This is a genomic window from Streptomyces sp. NEAU-174, from assembly GCF_052665095.1.
In genome coordinates, this window is the sequence record NZ_JBQTCE010000001.1 from 397,110 (window position 1) to 418,083 (window position 20,974).

Annotated in this window: 17 protein-coding genes; 4 read left to right on the plus strand and 13 right to left on the minus strand. The window is 71.3% G+C overall.

Features of this window, described 5'->3' with window-relative positions:
- Positions 1-69: 69 nt before the first annotated feature.
- From ACT2CW_RS01555 to mshA, 3 genes are all read right to left on the minus strand, one after another.
- Positions 70-1,833, minus strand: coding sequence for a glycoside hydrolase family 55 protein (locus tag ACT2CW_RS01555; RefSeq protein WP_445515240.1), 1,764 nt, complete (start codon positions 1,831-1,833; stop codon positions 70-72).
- A 193-nt stretch (positions 1,834-2,026) separates the two neighbouring features.
- Positions 2,027-2,497 (minus strand): type III secretion system chaperone family protein, encoded by a 471-nt coding sequence (locus ACT2CW_RS01560; protein ID WP_138916055.1) that lies wholly within the window; start codon positions 2,495-2,497, stop codon positions 2,027-2,029.
- Positions 2,498-2,663: 166 nt separating this feature from the next.
- Positions 2,664-4,025 (minus strand): D-inositol-3-phosphate glycosyltransferase, encoded by a 1,362-nt coding sequence (gene mshA, locus ACT2CW_RS01565; RefSeq protein ID WP_445515241.1) that lies wholly within the window; start codon positions 4,023-4,025, stop codon positions 2,664-2,666.
- 187 nt (positions 4,026-4,212) lie between these two features.
- Between mshA and ACT2CW_RS01570 the strand changes: the two genes are divergently transcribed.
- Complete coding sequence (locus ACT2CW_RS01570) at positions 4,213-5,025, plus strand: methylase (protein WP_037960548.1); 813 nt, start codon at positions 4,213-4,215, stop codon at positions 5,023-5,025.
- Here the strand turns inward: ACT2CW_RS01570 and ACT2CW_RS01575 are convergent.
- Complete coding sequence (locus ACT2CW_RS01575; RefSeq protein ID WP_445515242.1) at positions 4,988-6,529, minus strand: APC family permease; 1,542 nt, start codon at positions 6,527-6,529, stop codon at positions 4,988-4,990. The two genes, ACT2CW_RS01570 and ACT2CW_RS01575, sit on opposite strands and share 38 nt — an antisense overlap.
- A 199-nt stretch (positions 6,530-6,728) precedes the next feature.
- Positions 6,729-7,577 (minus strand): helix-turn-helix transcriptional regulator, encoded by an 849-nt coding sequence (locus ACT2CW_RS01580; protein WP_138915034.1) that lies wholly within the window; start codon positions 7,575-7,577, stop codon positions 6,729-6,731.
- 158 nt (positions 7,578-7,735) lie between these two features.
- Between ACT2CW_RS01580 and ACT2CW_RS01585 the strand changes: the two genes are divergently transcribed.
- A complete protein-coding gene (locus ACT2CW_RS01585) occupies positions 7,736-8,761 on the plus strand; it encodes an aldo/keto reductase (RefSeq protein ID WP_138915033.1) in 1,026 nt (341 codons plus the stop codon).
- Positions 8,762-8,807: 46 nt separating this feature from the next.
- On the opposite strand, the gene ACT2CW_RS01590 is transcribed toward ACT2CW_RS01585, so the two are convergent.
- From ACT2CW_RS01590 to ACT2CW_RS01610, 5 genes are all read right to left on the minus strand, one after another.
- Complete coding sequence (locus ACT2CW_RS01590) at positions 8,808-9,314, minus strand: NUDIX hydrolase (RefSeq protein ID WP_445515243.1); 507 nt, start codon at positions 9,312-9,314, stop codon at positions 8,808-8,810.
- A gap of 91 nt (positions 9,315-9,405) precedes the next feature.
- Positions 9,406-11,169 carry a CHAD domain-containing protein gene (locus ACT2CW_RS01595; protein ID WP_445515244.1) on the minus strand — a complete coding sequence of 588 codons (1,764 nt, stop codon included), beginning with the start codon at positions 11,167-11,169 and terminating at the stop codon, positions 9,406-9,408.
- Positions 11,153-13,405 carry an RNA degradosome polyphosphate kinase gene (locus ACT2CW_RS01600; RefSeq protein ID WP_182472266.1) on the minus strand — a complete coding sequence of 751 codons (2,253 nt, stop codon included), beginning with the start codon at positions 13,403-13,405 and terminating at the stop codon, positions 11,153-11,155. Before ACT2CW_RS01600 ends, ACT2CW_RS01595 begins: the two co-directional genes overlap by 17 nt.
- A 267-nt stretch (positions 13,406-13,672) precedes the next feature.
- Positions 13,673-14,605 carry a mycothiol synthase gene (gene mshD / locus ACT2CW_RS01605; protein WP_037960537.1) on the minus strand — a complete coding sequence of 311 codons (933 nt, stop codon included), beginning with the start codon at positions 14,603-14,605 and terminating at the stop codon, positions 13,673-13,675.
- Between the two features lie 62 nt (positions 14,606-14,667).
- Positions 14,668-15,735, minus strand: a complete 1,068-nt coding sequence (locus ACT2CW_RS01610) for a PDDEXK nuclease domain-containing protein (RefSeq protein ID WP_445515245.1) — start codon at positions 15,733-15,735, stop codon at positions 14,668-14,670.
- A gap of 187 nt (positions 15,736-15,922) precedes the next feature.
- Here ACT2CW_RS01610 and ACT2CW_RS01615 point away from each other — a divergent pair, with 187 nt between their 5' ends.
- The gene (locus ACT2CW_RS01615; protein WP_445515246.1) at positions 15,923-17,746 is read left to right on the plus strand and encodes a bifunctional metallophosphatase/5'-nucleotidase; all 1,824 of its coding nucleotides are present in this window, start codon (positions 15,923-15,925) and stop codon (positions 17,744-17,746) included.
- 63 nt (positions 17,747-17,809) lie between these two features.
- On the opposite strand, the gene ACT2CW_RS01620 is transcribed toward ACT2CW_RS01615, so the two are convergent.
- From ACT2CW_RS01620 to ACT2CW_RS01630, 3 genes are all read right to left on the minus strand, one after another.
- Positions 17,810-18,985, minus strand: a complete 1,176-nt coding sequence (locus ACT2CW_RS01620; protein WP_445515247.1) for a macrolide family glycosyltransferase — start codon at positions 18,983-18,985, stop codon at positions 17,810-17,812.
- A 286-nt stretch (positions 18,986-19,271) separates the two neighbouring features.
- On the minus strand, positions 19,272-19,475 hold the full coding sequence (locus tag ACT2CW_RS01625) for a DUF397 domain-containing protein (RefSeq protein ID WP_432049063.1): 204 nt from the start codon (positions 19,473-19,475) through the stop codon (positions 19,272-19,274).
- 10 nt (positions 19,476-19,485) lie between these two features.
- Positions 19,486-20,337 (minus strand): helix-turn-helix domain-containing protein, encoded by an 852-nt coding sequence (locus tag ACT2CW_RS01630; protein ID WP_138915027.1) that lies wholly within the window; start codon positions 20,335-20,337, stop codon positions 19,486-19,488.
- Positions 20,338-20,464: 127 nt separating this feature from the next.
- Here ACT2CW_RS01630 and ACT2CW_RS01635 point away from each other — a divergent pair, with 127 nt between their 5' ends.
- Positions 20,465-20,956, plus strand: a complete 492-nt coding sequence (locus ACT2CW_RS01635) for an ATP-binding protein (RefSeq protein WP_164436829.1) — start codon at positions 20,465-20,467, stop codon at positions 20,954-20,956.
- The last annotated feature ends 18 nt before the right edge of the window (positions 20,957-20,974 follow it).

The window sequence follows — 20,974 nt, forward strand, 5'->3', positions numbered from 1 at the left end:
GACGGTATTTCTTCACCGCTCTCTTCACCGCGTTCCTCACGAGGTTCAGGGGAGGCGTCAGGGGAGGAGTCAGCGCAGGGCGCGCTGCGCCTCGTACAGGTTGCGGGGGTGGACCGCCTCCGGGTGTCCGTAGGACTCGATACGGGAGTGGAGCGGCCCGGTGAAGTCCGGGACGTCGATCTGGCCGAACTGCCGCACCTCGCTGATCCCGACCGTCGCGCTGTACGGCGCGATGTCGTCGATCCTGACGCATCCGGCCCGCTGATTGGTGACCGTGACGTTCCAGTGGGCGAACCGCGCGCCGTAGAGCGGACCGGCGCTCGCGTCGCCGCCGTGCGCCCCCGTGTTGTCCACGGTGATCTCCGTACGGACGTTGGCGAAGGGCATCCCGCGGTGGGTGTCGAAGGTGCCCATCTCCATCCGGCCGCGCGACCAGACGTTGTAGCTGGACAGCCCCTCCACATTGATCCCGTGCAGCTGTGTCCCCGCCGGGGCCGGAACGGTGCGCTGGGCCAGGACGAACTCCTCCACGAGGTTGTCGTGCGAGCCCTCGCGGCAGCAGTAAGGATGGTGGCTGCCGCGGCCGGTCACACGGGTGCGGCGCAGGGTGCACGCCTTGGCGGCGACGAGCAGGAAGCCGTTGTCGACGTTGTTGACGGTCACGTCGTCCACCCAACAGTCCCACGCGCACTGAAGCGCAACGCCGTTGTACCCCTTGTCCAGCAGATGCTGCGACTGCGGGGTCTCGACGACGTCGAGGGTGATGCCCTCGACCCCGGAGCCGGTGACCGGCCGCACCAGCGTGGTGAACCGGGGCTTCCAGGCGGGCCGGGCGTCGAGCGGCAGCGGGCGGTCGAGGGTCACCCGGCGGCGCCGCCGGTCGACGGCGACGACGCGGCACGGCCACTCATAGGGGACGTACGAGGTGAGCTTGGTCTTGTCGGTCCAGACGTAGTCGGCGGCGCCCTCGACATCGCCGGCCATATGGGCCAGCAGCGAGTGCGCGCCGTCGTCGGTGAGTTGGAGCAGCACGCGGTCGCCGCGGCGCAGGGCGGACGGGTCCGCGACGGCCACCGTCCAGTCGCCGCGGCGGGCCGGGGCGGCGAGGTCGGTAAGGGTGCGCCACTCGTCGCGCCGGTTGCCGGTCCAGCCCTCGAACGGCCACGCCTGGGACCGGATCGCGTCGGTGAGGGAGCGCCAGCGGGCGTCCGGGCAGATCCAGATGAGCCCGCCGGCCCAGGACCAGGACGACTTGTTGCCGCCGTAGCGGCTGCCGTACGGGCCGATCAGCTCGGTGAGGTTACGGGTCGCGTGGAGCGTGGTGCGGCCGCTGCCGGCGCCGCGCAGGACGACGTTGTCGTAGCCGAGGCGGATCACGTCGTCCACGCGGTACGTCCCGGGCGGCACCAGCACCGTGCCGCCGCCACGGCGACCGGCGGCGGCGATGGCGCGGTTGATCGCGGGGGCGGCGTCAGCGGAGCCGTCGGGCCGGGCGCCGAAGGCGCGGACGTCCGCGACGACGGGCAGGCGGGGGAAGCCCGTGCGGCCGCCGAGGTATCCGGCGCGGCCGACGTACGGGATCTGGGGGTGGGTGTACGGGTGGGCGCGGAACTCACGCCAGAGGGCGGACGTACGGGCCTCGCCCGATGTGCCCGTCCCGCCGGACGTGCCCGTCCCGCCGGGCGTACGGGCCCCGCCCGGCGTACCCGGTGCGGCGGCCGCCGCGGCGTCCGTGGCGGTCAGGAGCGGGGCCCCCGCTCCCAGGAGCGTGGCACCCGCCGCCAGTCCCATCGCACCGCCGAGCAACCGCCTTCTGTCGATCTCCGTGCCCATGAGCCAGCCCCGCCTTCCATGGATGTGAACGCAGTTCAGGTGAGAGACGGCGTGAGAATGCCATGGGGCAGGGGCGCGCGGAAGGGGTCGCGTCAGGATGGGCGTAGGTCAAACAGGATGGGCGTAGGTCAAATGGGCGTAGGTCGAGCAGAAAGGCGGGTGTCGGACGAAGACCGGGCCGAGGCCCGGCTCTTCACTTCGCCGCGTCGCGGGTCAGATTGCTGAACGCCTCAAGATTCCGGGTCGATTCGCCCCGCGCGGTTCGCCATGCGTACTCCTTGCGAATGGCCGTGGCGAATCCCATCTCCAGCAGCGTGTTGAAGCTGCCGTCCGCGTTCTCCAGCACCGTGCCGAGCAGCCGGTCCAGCTCCTCCGGGGTGACGGCCGCGAGCGGCAGCTTGCCCACCAGATAGATGTCGCCGAGCTGGTCGATCGCGTAACTCACCCCGTACAGCCGGGTGTTGCGCTCCAGCAGCCAGCGGTGGACCGCCTCGTGGTTCTCGTCCGGGTGGCGGACGACGAAGGCGTTGACCGAGAGGGAGTGCCGGCCGACCCGCAGCGAGCAGGTGGTCGACAGCTTGCGGGTGCCCGGGAGCGTGACGACGTAGGTGCCGTCCTCCGGGCTCTCCCACTCCAGTTCGGCGTCGTTCAGCGTCCGCTCGATGACGGCCCGGGGGTCGGCCTCGGCGGCGGTGTCGGCCTTACCGGTCCCGGGGGCGGTGTCGGCCTTACGGTCGGCATCGGCCGTGGTGTCAGCCTTACGGTCGGCATCGGGGGCCGTGTCGGCCTTACGGTCGGCCTTGGGCTCGGCCATGGGGTCAGCCTTGGGGTCAGCCATGAGCCGATCGTAGGTGACGCCGCTCGCGCATCGCGTCCGTGTACACCTCTGCCGTGGCCGCGGCGGCCGTGTCCCACCCGAAGGACTGGGCGTGCCCGGCCGCCGCCGCGCCCATCCGGTCCGCCCGCCCCGGGTCCTGGACGAAGGGGCGCAGGGCGCGGGCGTAGTCGGCGGGGTCGTGGCCGTCGATCAGCGTGCCGCTGACCCCGTCCCGTACGGCCACCGGAAGGCCGCCCACCGAGGCCGCCACGACCGGGGTGCCGCACGCCTGCGCCTCGATGGCCACCAGCCCGAACGACTCGCTGTACGACGGCATGACCAACACGGACGCCGCCCGGTACCAGTCCGCGAGCTCGTCCTGCGCACAGGGCGGCCGGAACCGCACCACATCGCAGATCCCCAGCCGCGCCGCCAGCTTGTGCAGCCCCTCGGGCTTGGCCAGACCGCTGCCGCTGGGGCCGCCGACCACGGGCACGACCATGCGCTCGCGCAGCGAGGGGTCCTCCTCCAGGAGGTGGGCGACGGCGTGCAGCAGGATGTCGGGGGCCTTCAGCGGCTGTATGCGCCCGGCGAAGAGGGGTATCAGCGCGTCGGCCGGGAGTCCCAGCCGGGCCCGGGCGGCGGCCCGGCCGTCGGCGGGCCGGAAGCGGTCGAGGTTCACCCCCGGGTGGACGACCGCCACCAGCTCGCGCGCCGCCTCGTAGTGGTGCACCAGTTCCTCCGCCTCCTCGGCGGTGTTGGCGATCAGCCGGTCGGCGGCGCGGACGATCTGCTGCTCGCCGATGACGCGGGCCGCGGGCTCGGGGGTGTCGCCCGCCGCCAGCGCGGCGTTCTTGACCTTGGCCATGGTGTGCATGGCGTGCACCAGCGGCACTCCCCAGCGCTCGGCGGCCAGCCAGCCGACATGGCCGGAGAGCCAGTAGTGCGAGTGCACGAGGTCGTAGTGGCCCGGCCGGTGCCCGGCCCACGCCTGCATGACGCCGTGGGTGAACGCGCACAGCTGCGCCGGGAGGTCCTCCTTGGCGAGGCCCTCGTAGGGCCCGGCGTCCACATGCCGGACGAGCACACCAGGAGCGAGCTCGACGGCCGGGGGCAGCGCGGCGTTGGTGGCCCGGGTGAAGATCTCCACCTCGATGTCGATGGCGGCCAGGCGCCTGGCCAGCTCCACGATGTAGACGTTCATCCCACCGGCGTCGCCGGTGCCGGGCTGATGCAGCGGCGAGGTGTGGACGCTGAGCATCGCGATCCGCCGCGGCCGCCGTGGAATGCGGCGAAGCCGCTGGTGGGACGGGGCGCCGAACGGTATGTGCGACCGGCCTCGCAGGCCGCCGAGCCGGGACGCGTGCTGGCTCACCGGGCGTTACCTCCTTGCCGGGGCGGGCTCCCTCCATGGCGTCAACACCGGAACGTATGGTTCCCATTTCCGCTTTGCCAAAGCGTGACGTTCTGATATTCGACGGCCACTCCCCGTCCGCCCCGGCACGGGTTCCCCACCGGCCCCGGCACGGGTTCCCCATCGGCCCCGGCATAGGCTCAGCGCCATGCCCGCCCGCGTTCCCCCGCCGTCCCGTCCGATCGGTTCGGCGACCCGCGGGACCACCAACCCCAACCGGCTGCGCCGGATGGACCGGTGGATCGCGGCGGCGCACGGGCCCGCGCTGCGGCGAGCCGCGGAGGCGCCGGTGGCTGTGGACCTGGGCTACGGGGCGGCCCCGTGGACCGCCGTCGAGCTGCTGGACCGGCTGCGGACGGTACGGGCCGGGGCCCGCGTCGTCGGGGTCGAGATCGACCCCGGGCGGGTGCTGGCCGCGCGGCCGTACGAGCGCGAGGGGCTCACCTTCGCGCACGGCGGCTTCGAGGTGCCGCTGCCCGGCGGCGCCCGCCCGGCGCTCATCCGGGCGGCCAATGTGCTGCGGCAGTACGAGGAGGGCGAGGTCGCCGCCGTGTGGCGGCGGCTGTGCGCCCGGCTGGCGCCCGGCGGACTGCTGGTGGAGGGCACCTGCGACGAGATCGGGCGGCGGCACGTATGGGTCGCGCTCGACGCGGCGGGCCCGCGCACCGTGACCTTCGCGGCCCGCCTCGGCTCCCTGGAACGCCCCTCCGACCTGGCCGAACGTCTCCCCAAGGCGCTGATCCACCGCAATGTGCCGGGCGAGCCGGTGCACACCTTCCTGCGCGACTTCGACCGCGCCTGGGCGGCCGCCGCCCCGTACGCGCCGCTCAGCGCCCGTCAGCGCTGGATACGCAGCGCGAGGACGCTGCGCGCCGAGGGCTGGCCGCTCACCGACGGCCCGCGGCGCTGGCGTCAGGGCGAGGTCACGGTGCGGTGGGAGGCGGTGGCGCCCCGGGGGTGACGGCGCCGTCCGGACCGCCATCCGGGCCGCCGTCCGAGCCCCTGGTGCCGTCCCCCGGGCCCCGGGTGCCGCCTTCCGTGTCGGGGTCGGCCCCCGCCGCGTACTCCTCGCTGATCTCCTTCGGGCCGAACGGCCACACCTTCTCCACCCGCGCCCACAGCACGAACGCCACGCACCCCGCCGCGACCCAGGCGAGCGACCATTCGATGGGGTGCCGCCCGGGGGAGTTCTTGTCCGCGTAGCCGTAGATCACCAGCCAGCCCACCAGCGCCACCACGCTCGGCAGCGGATAGAGCCACATCCGGTACGGCCGCCGCAGGCCGGGCTGGCGGCGGCGCAGCACCGTGACGGCGACGACCTGCGCCAAGGCCTGCACGATCACCATGACCGTGGTCAGCAGCTGGATGAGCGTGGCCAGATCGGTGTGGCGGCCGATCAGGAAGCCGATCGCCGTCACGACGCCCATCGTGGCCAGACCCAGCACGGGGAAGCGGTGGCGCGGGTGGAGCGTGCCGAACGGCCGGAAGAAGACCCGGTCGCGGGCGGCGTCGTACGGCACCCGGGAGCCGCCCAGCAGCCCGGCGAAGACGGACGCGAAGGCCGTGATGAGGATGAGCACGGTGACGACGTCGGCCGCGCCCTTCCCCCAGGTCTCCTCCAGCACCGCCGAGGCGACGGACTGGGAGGCCACCGAGTCGGGGTCGGTCATCTGGTGCCAGTCGACGACGCCGAGGGTGCCGATCTGGAGCAGCAGGTAGATCCCCATGATCCCGGCGATCGAGGTGACGATCGCCCGCGGCAGGGTGCGGCCGGGGTCCTTGATCTCGGCGCCCATGTACGCGGCGGTGTTGTAGCCGAGGTAGTCGTAGATGCCGATGGTCAGGCCCGCGGCGAACCCGGTCCAGAAGTGACCGCTGGTCAGCTCGAAGGCGTGGTCCGGATAGGTGAACGCCTGCCCCGCGTCGAAGTGGCTGAAGGCCGCCACGATGACCAGGACCACGGAGGCGATCATCACGCACCACATGACGGCCGTGATCCGGGCGATGTGCTCGACGCCCCGCCACAGCAGCCCGACGACCAGGACGATGACGCCGAGACCGACCAGATCGCCCTGGGTCTGTGTCATATCCGGCCACAGATAGCCCAGATACTGCACCAGACCGACCACACCCGTGGACATGATCAGCGGGATGAACAGCATCGCCGTCCAGACGAACAGGAACGGCATCAGCTTGCCGCTGCGGTACTGGAACGCCTGGCGCAGATACACATAGCTGCCCCCGGCCCCGGGCAGCGAGGCGCCCAGCTCGGCCCAGATCAGCCCGTCGGCGAGCGCGAGCACAGCGCCCGCGACGAAGCCGATGACGGCCTGTGGTCCGCCGAAGGCGGCGACCATGAGGGGGATGGTGACGAACGGCCCGATGCCGCACATCTGGCTCATGTTGATGGCGGTCGACTGGAACAGGCCGATACGGCGGACGAATCCGCCCTCGGTGCCGGACATCCGGACCTCCATTGCCCTCTGGCGCCACTGGCGCCACTGTGGGAGGAAATGAAAGTAAGGAAAGTTTCCAGTCGCGTCAAGGAGGTGGGCCGCGGCAAAAGGGATGGGCGCCGGGGACGCGATCCCGGCCGTAAGGCGAAGACGCAGGCGAAGCCTTAGGGCGAAAAGGGCGGAGTGCGGCTCGGGCCGTCAGTAGGTGTCAGGCCACCGCCGCCGCGCCCGCCAGCACCTTCAGCGCCTCCGCCGTCGCCGACCCCTCGTCGGCCGTGTAGGTGCACAGCATCTGCCCCGGATCTGCGGGCAGCACGAACGCCTCGAACCGCAGCACCAGCTCCCCCGCCTCCGGATGGCGGAACCGCTTGACGCCCCGCGTCCGCTCCTGCACCTCCTGCGCCTCCCAGCGCCGCCGGAACTCCTCGCTCCGCTCCAGCAGCTCATGGGTCACCCGGCACACCCGCGAACTGCCCGGATGGCGTCCGGTCTCCGCGCGCAGCCCGGCCACCGTGTCATCGGCGACCTCGGCCCAGTTCGGATGGATCTCCCGCATCCGGGGGTCGAGGAAGACTAGCAGCGGGCCGTTGCGCCGCTCCTCGGGGATCGCGGCGTAGTCGATGCCGAGCCGGGTGCCGAGGGTGTTCCAGGCCAGGACGTCCATCGCCGGCCCGTAGACATAGGCCGGGACGGTGCCGTCCATCGCGTTCAGCAGCTGCTGGATCTCCGGCCGCACCCGCGGCCGCGGATCGGGATCGGGCCCCCCGGCGCGCCGCCGGGGCAGGGTGATGTTGCGCAGATAGGTGTGCTCGGACGGGGTCAGCCGCAGCGCCCGCGCCAGTCCGTCGACCACCGAGTCCGAGACGGCCGGGGCCCGGCCCTGCTCGATACGGGTGTAGTAGTCGACGCTGATCCCGGCCCGCTGGGCGACCTCCTCACGGCGCAGACCGCGCACCCGGCGCCGGACGACCCCCTCCGGCAGCCCCAGCTCGGCCGGGTCGAGCGCGGCGCGGCGCGACTTGAGAAACCCCTTGATCTCCGGTTCGGAATGGCCCATCGCTCCATTATCCGGGCGACGCCGGATTCCGGGCCGGACAGGTGGTTCTGGCAGACCCAGGTTGAGCCGGGCCTGGTGACGTTCCCGCCCGGAGCCGAGGCTGAAAGCACAGGCCGTCGAAGGCACAGGCCGTGGAGAGCGAAGGAAGGCATCAGGCCATGAAGCGCAGGATCCTGGGCGGTACCGGTATCTCGGTGAGCGAGTACGCCCTGGGCGCGATGATGTTCGGCGCCCTGGGCAACCCCGATCACGACGACTCGGTACGGATCATCCACCGCGCCCTCGACGCGGGCATCAACTTCGTCGACACCGCCGACGTCTACTCCGAGGGCGAGTCCGAGGAGATCGTCGGCAAGGCCCTCAAGGGCCGCCGCGACGACATCGTCCTGGCGACCAAGGCCCATTTCCCGATGGGCGACGACCCCAACGAGGGCGGCAACTCACGGCGCTGGATCACCCAGGAGGTCGAGAACAGCCTGCGCCGTCTGGGCACGGATTACATCGACCTCTACCAGATCCACCGGCCGGACCCGACGACGGACGTCGACGAGACGCTGTCGGTCCTGTCCGACCTGGTCAGGGCGGGCAAGGTGCGCGCCGTCGGCTCCTCCACCTTCCCGGCCGAGCAGATCGTGGAGGCCCAGTGGGTCTCCGACCGGCGCGGCCACGTACGGTTCCGCAGCGAGCAGCCGCCGTACTCGATCCTGGCGCGGGGCGTGGAGGCGGCGGTGCTGCCGACCGCGCGGAAGTACGGGATGGGCGTGCTGAGCTGGGGTCCGCTCTCCGCGGGCTGGCTCACGGGCCGCTACACCAAGGCGTCCGACATCGATCTGTCGGGCGGCCGGGCGGCCGTGGAGAAGCACAAGTTCGACCCGTCGCTGCCCGACAACGCGCGCAAGCTGGAGGCGGTCGGCGCGCTGGCCGAGCTGGCGTCCGACGCCGGGCTCTCGCTGCCGCACCTGGCCATCGCCTTTGTACGGGCGCATCCGGCCATCACCTCGGTGATCATCGGCCCGCGCACCATGGAGCAGCTGGAGGATCTGCTCGCCGGGTCGGAGGTGGAGCTGAGCGAGGACGTCCTGGACCGGATCGACGAGATCGTCCCGCCGGGCACCGACCTCAACCGGGCGGACAGCTACTACGTGCCGCCGGCGCTCGCGGACAAGAGTCTGCGCCGCCGCTGACCGGCTGCCTCCGAGCGTCCTCCGAGCGGCGGGCGCCGAGATCGGTTCAGGACGGCCGCAGGGTGTGCAGCAGCGCGTCGATGAGGGTGCGGTCGTGGTCGTAGCTGAGGCGGCGGCGGGCCGCGTCCGGGGGCAGCCAGAGCAGGCGGTCGACCTCGCGGTTGGGCACGAAGGGCTCGTCGTGGTCGATCGCCTCCGCCGCCCAGTAGCGGACCTGTTTGGGGCGGCCCTTGGCCAGGTAGTGGAGGGTGGGCAGCGCCTCTCCCGGGGCGCAGCCCATGCCGGTCTCCTCGGCGACCTCGCGCACCGCGCCGTGCAGCGCCTCCTCGCCGTGCTTCAGCTTGCCCTTGGGATGGGACCAGTCGTCGTAGCGGGGGCGGTGGACGAGGGCGACCTCGAGCCCGCCGCCGCGTGGGGACCGTCGCCACAGCACACAGCCCGCGGCCAGGACGGGCCCGGTGTCCGCTCGGGCGTCCGTTCCGGAGTCCGCTCCGGGGTCCGTTCCGAAGTCCGCTCCTGCCAGCCCGTCAGCGCGGGAATTCCGGCGGTTCATCTGTCGTCTCTCCCTCCCCGGTTCTCCGCTGTCCTCCGCGTTCTGCTCTTCGGTCCTTCGGTCCATCGGATCCGGCGTCAGGCGTTCAGCGTCAGGAGGCTCTGGCGGCGGACACGCGCCGCCAGATCCGGCCGAACGCGAAGCGGGCCGCCTCGACCTCGTGCCGCTGATCGGCGTGGAGCACCCCGAGCGCGTACGCCGTCGCCGGGGCGATCCGGGGCGTACGGGCGGCTGCCGCCGCGGCGGCGGCCGCCTCGGACGCGTCGCGGTGCCGCTCGAGCGCCTGCCCGGCGGCCAGCAGCCGCACCGACAGCGGCGGCTCGGCATCCACGGGGCCGGGTCCGCCCGGACCGGGTCCGCCCGGACCGGAGCCGGGACCGGATCCGTTGGGTCCGCTCGCCTCGTCCGGCTGCTGCCACGCCTGGTCGAGCACCTCCAGCGCGTACCGCCGCAGCCGCAGCAGATGGCGCACGTGGTGCCAGGGGGCGTCCTGGCGCTCGCTGGCGGGCGGGGCGTCCGCCGCCGGGGTCGCCGCCAGGCCGTGGACCAGCGCCTCCGCGTTGTACGGATGCCCGGCGCGGACCAGCGGCAGCGCCTCCACCGCCTCGGCCAGCCGCCGGTTCGCCAACTCGGCGAGCGGCGGCAGCACCTGCCCGGCGGGGCGGGCGGCGTTGGCCTCGTCGAGCGGGACGTCGGAGGCGAGCAGGGCGACGGTGTCGGCGACCGCGTGGAAGCGGGAGGAGCCGAGCGCCTCCAGGGCGGCGGTGTGGGCCCGGGTCCGGGCCAGCGTGAGCTGGCGCTCCAGCAGCGCTCCCGCGCGGGCCGCGCCCACGGTCAGCGCCCCGCCGCGGGCCTCCTCCTCGGCACCGGCCCGCTGGTGGGTCGCGCCCGGCTGGCCGGACCGCTCGCCCTTCTCGCCCTTGGCGCCCCGGCCGCTCTTGTCGCCGCGCTCACCGCGGCGCCGTCCGGCCGCCCGGCTCTCGTCCCGGTCCCTGTCCCTGTCCCGGTCCCTGTCCCGATCCCTGTCCCGGTCCCTGGGCGCCCCGGCCGCGCCCTCGGCGCCGCCGCCCGCGTCGGCCGGACCGGGCCGCGCACCCTGCCCCCCGACAGGGTCCGCGGCCCCGCCTCCCGGCGCACCGGCGGCCAGGGAGACGCTGCGGCGGGAGGCACGGGTGGAGCGGGGAACCGGGCCCGCGGTGCCGGAAGGGCCACCCGCGCCGTCGACCGCGACCGTGACCGCGCCGCGCGCGGTGCGCGCGGCGCTGGTGGCATGCGCCGCGTTCACCGGCTGTGTGTCGGAGGGCCGCTCGCCTGGGCTCGCGGCCTCGGTGGCCGTCCCCTCGCCCTGCGGTGACCGGTCCGAGGGGCCGCCCGCGCCCGAGAGCCGGTGCAGGGCGCCGCGCAGCCGGTTCAGCCGCTCCGCGTAGGCGTGCTCCCGCGCCAGCGTGCCGGACAGCCAGGCCAGCTCGGTCCGCAGCTCATCGGACCAGGCCGTGTCGGTGAGCGGGCGGTAGACGTAGAGCGCGCCGCTGATCCGCCGCGCGGCGCGGCGCAGCAGCCGGGCGGCCTCGGCCGCCTCCTGGACGTCGGAGCCGCTCTCGCGGTGCAGCCGCAGGCTGCGCAGGAAGTCCCCGGCCTGGGCGTGCAGATACGCCGACAGCACCTCCCCGGCCGTCGCCGCCCCCCACACAGGCGCGCCCGAAGGCGCACCCGAACCCCCCGAAACCCCCGAAGCTGCCGCCGTGGCCTCCCCCGCGCGGTCCGTCACACCGTCGGCCCCCGGGCGGGCCGGGTCGGCGGCCGGGTCCGCGGCGCCCGTCGGCCCGGCCGGCGGCAGGTCATGTCGTTGAACCACGCCGTCGCCTCCGGGCGTCGATGAGCATCTCCTGAACGTTCCGCAGCGGCTGGCCGTCCGCGTCCGTGGCGTGCCGGGTCCACTCGCCGTCCGGGCCCAGGTGCCAGGAGGAGGTGGAGTCGGACATCCCGGTCTCCAGCAGGCGGTTGAGAGCGGCGCGGTGACCGGTGTCGGTGACCCGCACCAGCGCCTCGATCCGGCGGTCGAGATTGCGGTGCATCATGTCGGCGCTGCCGATCCACACCTCCGGCTCGCCACCGTTCCCGAACGCGAAGACGCGCGAATGCTCCAGGAAGCGGCCGAGGACCGAGCGGACCCGGATGTTCTCCGAGAGCCCGGGGACGCCAGGCCGCAGCGCGCAGATGCCGCGCACCCACACATCCACCGGCACCCCGGCCTGCGAGGCCCGGTAGAGGGCGTCGACGACGGCCTCGTCGACCATCGAGTTGACCTTGACCTTGACGTAGGCCGGGCGGCCCGCCCGATGGTGGGTGATCTCCTTGTTGATCCGGGTGATCAGCCCGCCGCGCAGCGACTTGGGGGCGACCAGCAGCCGCCGGTAGTTCTCCCGCCTGGAGTAGCCGCTCAGCCGGTTGAAGAGGTCGGAGAGGTCCGCGCCGACCTGGGAGTTCGCCGTCAGCAGCCCCAGGTCCTCGTACAGCCGGGCGGTCTTGGGGTGGTAGTTGCCGGTGCCCACGTGCGAGTAGCGGGTGAGGGTGTCGCCCTCCTGGCGGACCACCAGCGACAGCTTGCAGTGGGTCTTCAGGCCCAGCAGGCCGTAGACCACGTGGCAGCCGGCCTCCTCCAGCTTGCGCGCCCACTTGATGTTGGCGTGCTCGTCGAAGCGGGCCTTGATCTCGACCAGCACCAGCACCTGCTTGCCGGACTCGGCGGCGTCTATGAGCGCGTCGACGATCGGCGACTTGCCGGAGGTGCGGTACAGCGTCTGCTTGATCGCCAGGACGTCCGGATCGGCGGCCGCCTGCTCCAGGAACGCCTGCACGGAGGTGGAGAAGGAGTCGTACGGGTGGTGGAGGAGGACGTCCCGCTCGCGCAGCGCCGCGAAGATGTCCGGCGGGGAGGCGGACTCCACCTCGGCGAGGTCCCGGTGGGTGCCCGCCACGAACTTGGGGTACTTCAGCTCCGGCCGGTCCAGCGCGGCTATGCCGAACAGGCCGGTGAGGTCGAGCGGCCCGGGCAGCGGATAGACCTCAGCGTCCGAGACCTTCAGCTCGCGCACCAGCAGGTCCAGCACATACGGGTCGATGGACTCCTCGACCTCCAGCCGCACCGGGGGCCCGAAGCGGCGGCGCAGCAGCTCCTTCTCCAGGGCCTGGAGGAGGTTCTCGGCGTCGTCCTCCTCGACCTCGAGGTCCTCGTTGCGGGTGACCCGGAACATGTGGTGCGCGAGCACCTCCATCCCCGGGAAGAGGGCCTCCAGATGCGCCGCGATCACGTCCTCCAGCGGTACGTACCGCTGCGGCGACGCCTCCAGGAACCGGGAGAGCGACGGCGGGACCTTCACACGTGCGAAGTGATCATGCCCGCTCACGGGGTTGCGCACCACGACCGCGAGATTGAGCGACAGCCCCGAGATATACGGGAAGGGGTGTGCCGGGTCCACGGCGAGCGGGGTCAGCACGGGGAAGATCTGCTGGCGGAAGAGGGTGAAGAGGCGGGACTGCTCCTTCTCGGTGAGATCCGGCCAGCGGACCAGATGGATGCCCTCCTCCGCGAGCGCCGGGGCGACGTCCTGCTGGTAGCAGGCGGCGTGCCGGGCCATGAGCTCACGGGACCGGTTCCAGATCAGCTCCAGCACCTCGCGCGGCTGGAGCCCGGAGGCCGAGCGGGTGGCGACCCCGGTGGCGATGCGCCGCTTGAGGCCGGCGACCCGCACCATGAAGAACTCGTCCAGATTGCTGGCGAAGATCGCCAGGAAGTTGGCCCGCTCCAGGAGCGGGGTGGACGGGTCCTCGGCCAGCTCAAGCACCCGCTCGTTGAACGCGAGCCAGCTGCGCTCCCGGTCCAGGAACCGCCCCTGCGGCAGCTCCCCGCCCTCCGTGCCGGGCCCGGCGATCTCCTCGTACGAGTCCAGATCGGCGTCGAGATCGGGGTCGAGCGACCGCACCGGTGCGGCGACAGCATGCGGCCGGTGGGCCGCGATGGACCCGACCGAAGGCTGGGAGTGGGGCTGGGGCTGCGGGGAAACCGATGCCTGACCGCTTGTGTGGCTCATGAACTCATTGTTCCGCGCCGGAGGTGAATACGGCGTGGCGGAAGCGGGTGCGGAAACGGCACGGAGCCTCCGGTTCGACGAATTCGGCACAGCGGGCTGCATTCAGTGATGCTCGCAACCAAGGTTGAATCGCCGGTAACGGACACATGGCGCGTAGGAAATCGGGACCCATCCCCCAGGGGTCCCGCCCTCTTCACGCCCCCGGGACCGCCCGCACGCCCCCGGACTCAGGCCCCGCTCAGGTTTCCCTCAGGTCTCCGTCTTCGCTCAGGTCTCCGTCCGATACATCAGATCGGTCTCATGGGTGACGAACCCGAGCCGCTCGTAGACCGCGACCGCGGCGAAGTTGTCGGCGTCCACGTAGAGCATCGCGGTCGGCAGCCCCTGAGCCGCCAGATGCCGCAGCCCGATCGAGGTCAGCGCCCTGCCGAGGCCGCCGCCCTGCGCGTCCGGCCGCACCCCCACGACGTACACCTCCCCCAGCCGCTCCTCGGCATGCACCTTCGTCCAGTGGAACCCGACGATCTCCCCGCCCCGCTCGGCCAGGAAGAACCCCTCCGGGTCGAACCACGGCTCACCCTTGCGGTCGTCCAGATCACGCTGGGTGAGCGAACCCTGCTCGGGGTGGTGGGCGAAGGCCGCCGCGTTCGCCGCCAGCCAGGCGGCGTCGTCCACACCCGGCCGGAAGGTCCGTACGGTCACCCCCTCCGGGAAGACTGGCTCCGGCAGACCCAGCTCCGCGAGCGACCCCAGCGGCCGCCGCATCTGCCGCAGCTCCCGGAACAGCGTCAGCCCCAGCACCTGCGCGAGGTGGCGCGCCGAGGCATGCCCCCCGTGCGCCCAGATCCGCAGCCGCTTCCCCGACTCCCTCAGCAGCGTCACCCCCAGCGCCCGGCCGTGCCCCTGCCCGCGGTGCCCCGGATGCACGACCAGCTCGGCGGCCGGAGCCTCGACCGGGTCGGTGTCCTCCAGCTGCGCGTACCCCACCAGCTCCCCGCTGGGCTCCCGCAACACCAGATGCCGCACCCCCTCCCGCCGCCCCCGCAGCTGGAGCCGCCCCTGCTCGGACACCGCCTGCTGCCCATCGGCCCGCGCGGACTCCGCGACCAGCCGCAGCACATCCTCCACCTCGGCCGACGTCAGCTCCTCCAGCACATCGAGCCGCCGGGCCCCGGATGTCTCGTTCACCACGTCATTCATGAGGCCGAGCCTACGGCGGCCCAATTGGCCAGCAAGCTGCTGACCAATTTGTTACCGGCGAGTCACCCGGCTGCCCCACCCCCGTCGAGGATGTCGTCGGCGATGCGGGAGAGATCCTCGGCGCTGGGCATCAGCTCCCGCACATGGGGCGGCAGCGCGGCATAGGTGCTCACGGCGAGCGGTGCGTTGTTGCTCCGCAGGGCGTACTCGATCGTCCCCTTGTCGCGGCTCTTCGCGATGAGGATCCCGAGGGTCGGATCGTCGCGCTCCTTGTCCCGGACCAGGTCGTCGACGACGGTGACGTAGAAACCGAGCTGGCCCAGGTGGGCGGGTCGGGCCTTGTCGGTCTTCAGCTCGATGACGACGAAGCGGTGCAGCTTGTAGTGGTAGAAGAGCAGATCGATCCGGAACTCCTCGTCCCCGACCTTGATGGGGTACTGACGCCCGACGAAGGCGAAGCCGACCCCGAGTTCGGTCAGGAATCGGACGAGCTGCTGCACCAGCGCGTCCTCAAGGTCGCGCTCCGCCACCTTGCCGGAGAGCCGAGTGAAGTCGACTCGGTAGGGATCCTTGACGACCTCGTTGACGGCATCGGAGTCCTCCGGGACCGTGGCGTCGAAGTTGTTGAGCGCGGCGCCCTGGGTGAGGTGCAGCTGGGCGTCGATCCAGTGGTCGAGCATGACGCGGGACCACCCCTGTTGCACGGCCCGCTGAGCGTAGAAGTCCAGCTCAGGACGGGTTTTGCAGCGGCCCATCAGCAGGGTGATGTGACCCCAGGGCAATTGGGCAACAGCTTGTTGCCCAATTTGCTCGGGCCATGTTCGAGCCATCTGCTGCATGTACTTGAGATTCCGCGCACCGAAACCCCGCTGGTTCGGGAAGACTGTACGCAACTCCGTCGCCACCCGCTCAAGGACCTTTGATCCCCACTTCTCCCGCTCCGTCCGGTCGAGGATCGTCCGGCCGATCTGCCAGTACATCTTGATCATCTCGGTGTTGACCTTGAGCTGAGCACGCACGCTCGCCTGCGTGACGATCGCCTTGAGGTCATCGACCAGTTCGAAGAAGCCCGACGGAAGTTCGGACCCCTGTGCGGGGATGGGCGTCTGCTTCGTGAGTTCGTTCTGCATGATCCGCACGCTCACATAACGAACCACCACCCAAACCCCTCATCAGGACTATTCCGCCGAACGGGCGAAGTCGGCCCACCCCGTTGACCACCGGCCACCAGCTCTTCACCTCACCCCCCTGCCCCGCTACGCGCGTTGACCGTAAGCTGCGCTCCACCATCCATCACGGGGCACACAAGGGGACGACATGCCAGCGAGACCTCAACGGCGCGGGGCGGGACGCCGGTTGGCCACGGGAGTCGCGGTGCTGGCCGCGGCGGCCGGGGTGCTGACCGCCGTGGGCCCGGCGGGGGCGGACACCGGGGCCGTCGCCTCGGACAAGCACCGGCCCGGGCGCACCGTCGACGTACAGCTGCTGTCCTTCAACGATCTGCACGGAAACCTGGAGCCCCCGCAGGGCTCCTCGGGCACCGTCACCGAGACCCAGGCGGACGGCACCACCAAGTCCATCCCGGCGGGTGGCGCCGAATACCTCGCCACCTCCCTCCGTAACGCCCGTAAGGGTCACGAGTACTCGGTCACCGCCGCCGGTGGCGACATGATCGGGGCCAGCCCGCTGCTGTCCGGGCTCTTCCACGACGAGCCGACCGTCGAGGCGCTCAACAAGCTGGACCTCGACGTCACCTCCGTCGGCAACCACGAGTTCGACGAGGGCCGCGCCGAGCTGAGCCGGATTCAGAACGGCGGCTGCCACCCCAAGGAGGGCTGCTACGAGAAGGGCAAGACCTTCCCGGGCGCCGACTTCCCCTACCTCGCCGCGAACGTCACCGACGAGAAGACCGGCAAGCCCATCCTCAAGCCCTACACCGTGTGGCAGCACAAGGGCGTGAAGATCGGCTTCATCGGGGTCACCCTCGAGGGCACCCCGGACATCGTCACCGCCGAGGGCGTCAAGGGCCTGAAGTTCCACGACGAGGTCGAGACGATCAACAAGTACGCCAAGGAGCTCCAGCGCAAGGGCGTGAAGTCGATCGTCGCGCTCATCCACGAAGGCGGACTGCCCGCCTCCCCCTCGTACAACTACGACTGCGACAACGGCGGTGCGGGCAAGGGCATCTCCGGCCCCATCGTCGACATCGCCAAGAACATCACGCCCAAGGTCGACGCCCTGGTCACCGGCCACACCCACCAGGCGTACACCTGCACCGTCCCGGACCCGTCCGGCACCCCGCGCACGGTGACCTCCGCGGCCTCCTTCGGCCGTCTCTACACCGACACCACGCTCACCTACGACCGCCGCACCGGCGACATCGTGCGGACGAACGTCAAGGGCGCGAACGCGGCGAACCACGTCGTGGACCGCGAGCAGCCCAAGGCCCCCGACATGACCTCGCTCATCGGGCGCTGGAACAAGCTGGCCGCCCCGGTGGCCGGCAAGCCGGTCGGCCACATCTCCGCGGACATCAACGGCCGTGGCTCCACCGCGTACGAGACGCCCCTGGGCGACGTCATCGCCGACGGCCAGCTCGAAGCGCTCTCCCCGTCCGACAAGGGCGGCGCCCAGATCGCCTTCATGAACCCCGGCGGCATCCGCTCCGACCTCGCCTACAAGGCGTCGGGCAGCGAGGGGGACGGGGTGGTGACCTACGGCGAGGCGTTCACGGTCCAGCCGTTCACCAACATGATGAACGTGATCGACCTGACCGGCTCCCAGCTCATCACCGCGCTCCAGCAGCAGGTCAGCGGCGCCAACGAGGCGTCCCCCCGGATCCTCCAGGTCTCCAAGGGCCTGACGTACACCCTGGATCTGACCAAGTCCGGCAAGGACCGGATCGTCACGGACTCGGTGAAGCTCAACGGTGAGGCGATCGACCCCGCCAAGACCTACCGCGTCGCGCTGAACGAGTTCATCGCGGGCGGCGGCGACGGCTTCCCCGCCTTCAAGGAGGGCAAGAACAAGCTCGTCGGCGCCTCCGACCTGGACGTGTTCACGGCCTACCTGGGCGCGCACTCGTCGCAGTCCTCGCCCCTGGACCCGCCGAAGGCGGACCGCATCACGATCGTGAAGTAACCCGATGTACGACGATGGCCCGGCCGCTTGAGGCGGCCGGGCCATCGTCGTGTCAGCGCGGTGTCACCGCAGCGCGTCCTCGATCAGATCGGCGGCCCGCCCGGTGCCGCCCTCGGCCCGCACCTCGTCCCGCAGCCGCGCCGACGTGCGCGCGACCTCCGGGTCCGTGGTGAGCTCGAGCAGCGCGGCACGCAGGGCCCCGGCGGTGGCGTCCGCCGTGTCGAAGCGGCGGGCCACGCCCAGTTCGACGAGCCGGTCGGCGTTCATGGCCTGTTCCGCGCCCTGCGGGACGGCGATCATCGGACAGCCGGTGTACAGCCCCTCGTTGCTGCCGCCCATCCCCGCGTGGGTGATGAACGCGTCGGCCCGCTCCAGGATCGCCAGCTGCGGCACCCAGTTGTGGACCTCGATGTTCGCCGGGATCTCCCCCAGCTCGCCCGGGTCGACGTACTTGCCGATCTGGAGCACCACATGCCACCCGGGCAGATCCCCGAAGGCCGCGACGCACTCGCGGTAGAAGGCGGCCTGCCGGGTGTACGCCGAGCCCAGCGAGACCAGCAGCACCTTCTCCGCGCCTGCGGGACGTTCCCAGCCACCCTGGTCGGCACGGTCCCCGAGGCACGGTCCGACGAACGTCACCACCTCGGTGTTCACCCGGTCGGCGTTCGGCTGCATCGCACGGGGAATGAGCGCGACGCAGCGCGGCGGCTGTCCGGAGAAGGCGTTCGGATCCGTGGTGGTGGCGCCGGACTCCACCAGCCAGGCCGCGAACTTCTCCTGATACGCGCCCGCGCCGGGAAGGCTCATGATCTGCGCCCCGATCTCGTCGTGGTAGCCCTCCCAGCCCACGATCGTCGGCGACAGCTGGACCAGCGGGCGCCCCTGCGTCTCGGCGAGCACCCGCGCGGGGTACGCCCCGATGTCGTAGAGGTACACATCGGCCGGGTCGCGGTCGTACACGGCGCGGAGCTGCGGCAGGACATGGACGGCGTCGTCCAGGAACAGGGTCATCGCCGCGATCGGGTCCTCCGGCCAGTCGTTGTCGGCGACCGGCAGAGTGGACTCGAACGGCACGAACTCGGCACCGGTCGACGCGATGGCGTCCGCCATATAGGGGTCATTGGCGTACGTCACCCGGTGCCCCCGGGCCACGAGTTCGCGGATGATCTCGAGGCTGGGCAGGGTGTGGCTGATGGCGGGGATGCCGACCATGGCGATATGGGCACGGCGACGGGACATAGGGGATCACTCGTTTCAGGTCTACGGCGAGATGGACACGACGGCCCGGCGCACGGGCGTGGTCACCGGTGCGCCGGGCGAGACGGCGTGTCAGCCGTAGATCTGAAGGAACGAGTCCATGGACGGCACGGTACCCCGGCCGCCGGCCGGGCCGCCCCCGATTTTCCGGTCGGCCGTCCGGCCGGGCTCAGCAAGCGGTAAGTGCCCGCTCAGCGCCGGGTCCTAGGGTCACGAACGCGACGGGCCGTCTCTTCTCCCTCTCCCTCTCCCGACGGGCCGTCGCGCTTTACGCTCCGCCTTGCTGGATGCGGTCGAAGGCACCGGCCTTGGCATCCCGTATGAAGGCGCGCAGGGCGGCGGGGGTGGTGGTCAGGATGACGTCGGGGTCGTCGCTCTCCCTGAGCAGGACGGCGCGGTCGCTCGCGGCGACGTTCACGCAGTTGGACGAGTTCGGGCTGTAAGTGGACTTCCGCCACTGGTACGTGGACACACTTCACCTTTCACATGGTCCGCACGATGTTGTGAATGAAGTCGCGGGATTCATCCGGGTTAAGGGCAGTGGTCTCCATACGGTCGACGACAGCCCGGTATCTGGCCAACTCAGCCTCAGCATCAACGAACTGGCAGCCCCACGCCAGGTCCAGTTGCGCCGTGTCGAGCTGCGGCACCGGACCGAGGACGTAGTCGATCGACTGCCCCGGGCCGGGAAACGTTCCACTGCTGAACGGGATTACCTGGATGACGATGTTGTGCGCCTCGCTGATCGCGAGCAGGTGCTCCAGCTGCGCGCGAACCGTGTCCGTACCACCGAACTGCATCCGCAAGGCGGCCTCGTGGATGATCGCGGTGTACGGCACCGATCTATCTCCGTGGAGGATCGCCTGCCGCTTCATTCGGTGCGACAGCCGATACTCGACCTCGTACGCCCGGAGCGGCGGAGCTGCTTCATGGATCACGGCACGGGCGTAATCCACGGTCTGAAGCAGACCCGGGATGTGAATCACCAGCGCGACGCGCAGCCCGTGTGCGTGATGCTCCAGCTCGGCCAAGTCCGCGAAACTCGCCGGAAGATACTCCCGATACTCGTCCCACCAGCCTCGCGTGCGTCCACCCGTCATGTCCGCCAGCGCATCCACGAGATCATCGTCCGCGCAGGTGTACGTGCGAGCCATCACGCGCACGCGATCGGCACCCACGGCGTACCGACCAGCCTCGATCATGCTCACGCGGGCCTGCTGGACACCCAGCTCGGCGGCGGCCGCAGTGGAGCTCAGGCCCGCGCGCTCACGAAGCTTCCGCAACTCGGCTCCGAGTCGTCGCTGCTTGAGCGTAGGACTACTGGTGGTCGCCATCGGTCTCCCCTTGTCACCCACACGAGGGCAATCGTGAGCCATATCTCCGTATGGACGTTAGAACTAACACGACTGGCCCTACTGTGTGGCGCAAGCCACCCAACTCCACCCGACCGAGGGAGACTCCATGGCCAACGTACCGCCGTCCTCCGACCCCTGGACGTACTCCCTCCGCCTGCCCAACGACCCACGGGCCGCACGCATCTCACGCGCCACCCTCCGGGCGGTCCTCGCCTCCCACGGCATGGCCGAGCTGACCGACACGGCGGAACTCTTGACCTGCGAGCTGGTCACCAACGCCGTCCGCCACTCCGACGGCCCGGCCCAACTCCGCATCCGTCACCTCTGCGAGAACCGCCTCCGCGTCAGCATCTGGGACACCAACCCCACCATCCCCGCGCCCTTCGACGCCCCGCCCAGCCCCCTCGACCGCTTCACGGCCCTCACCGAGGCCGCGGCGAACCTGGACGCGACCTCCGGCCGTGGCCTGCTCATCGTCCGGCTGTGCGCCGACAACTGGGGCGGCTACCCCCTCGCCGACGACCTCTTCGGCATCAGCGGCAAGCTGCTCTGGTTCGAACTCACCCCGCAGCAGCACGCATACGGGATCGCCGCCTGACCCCACGCGCCTTCGTGG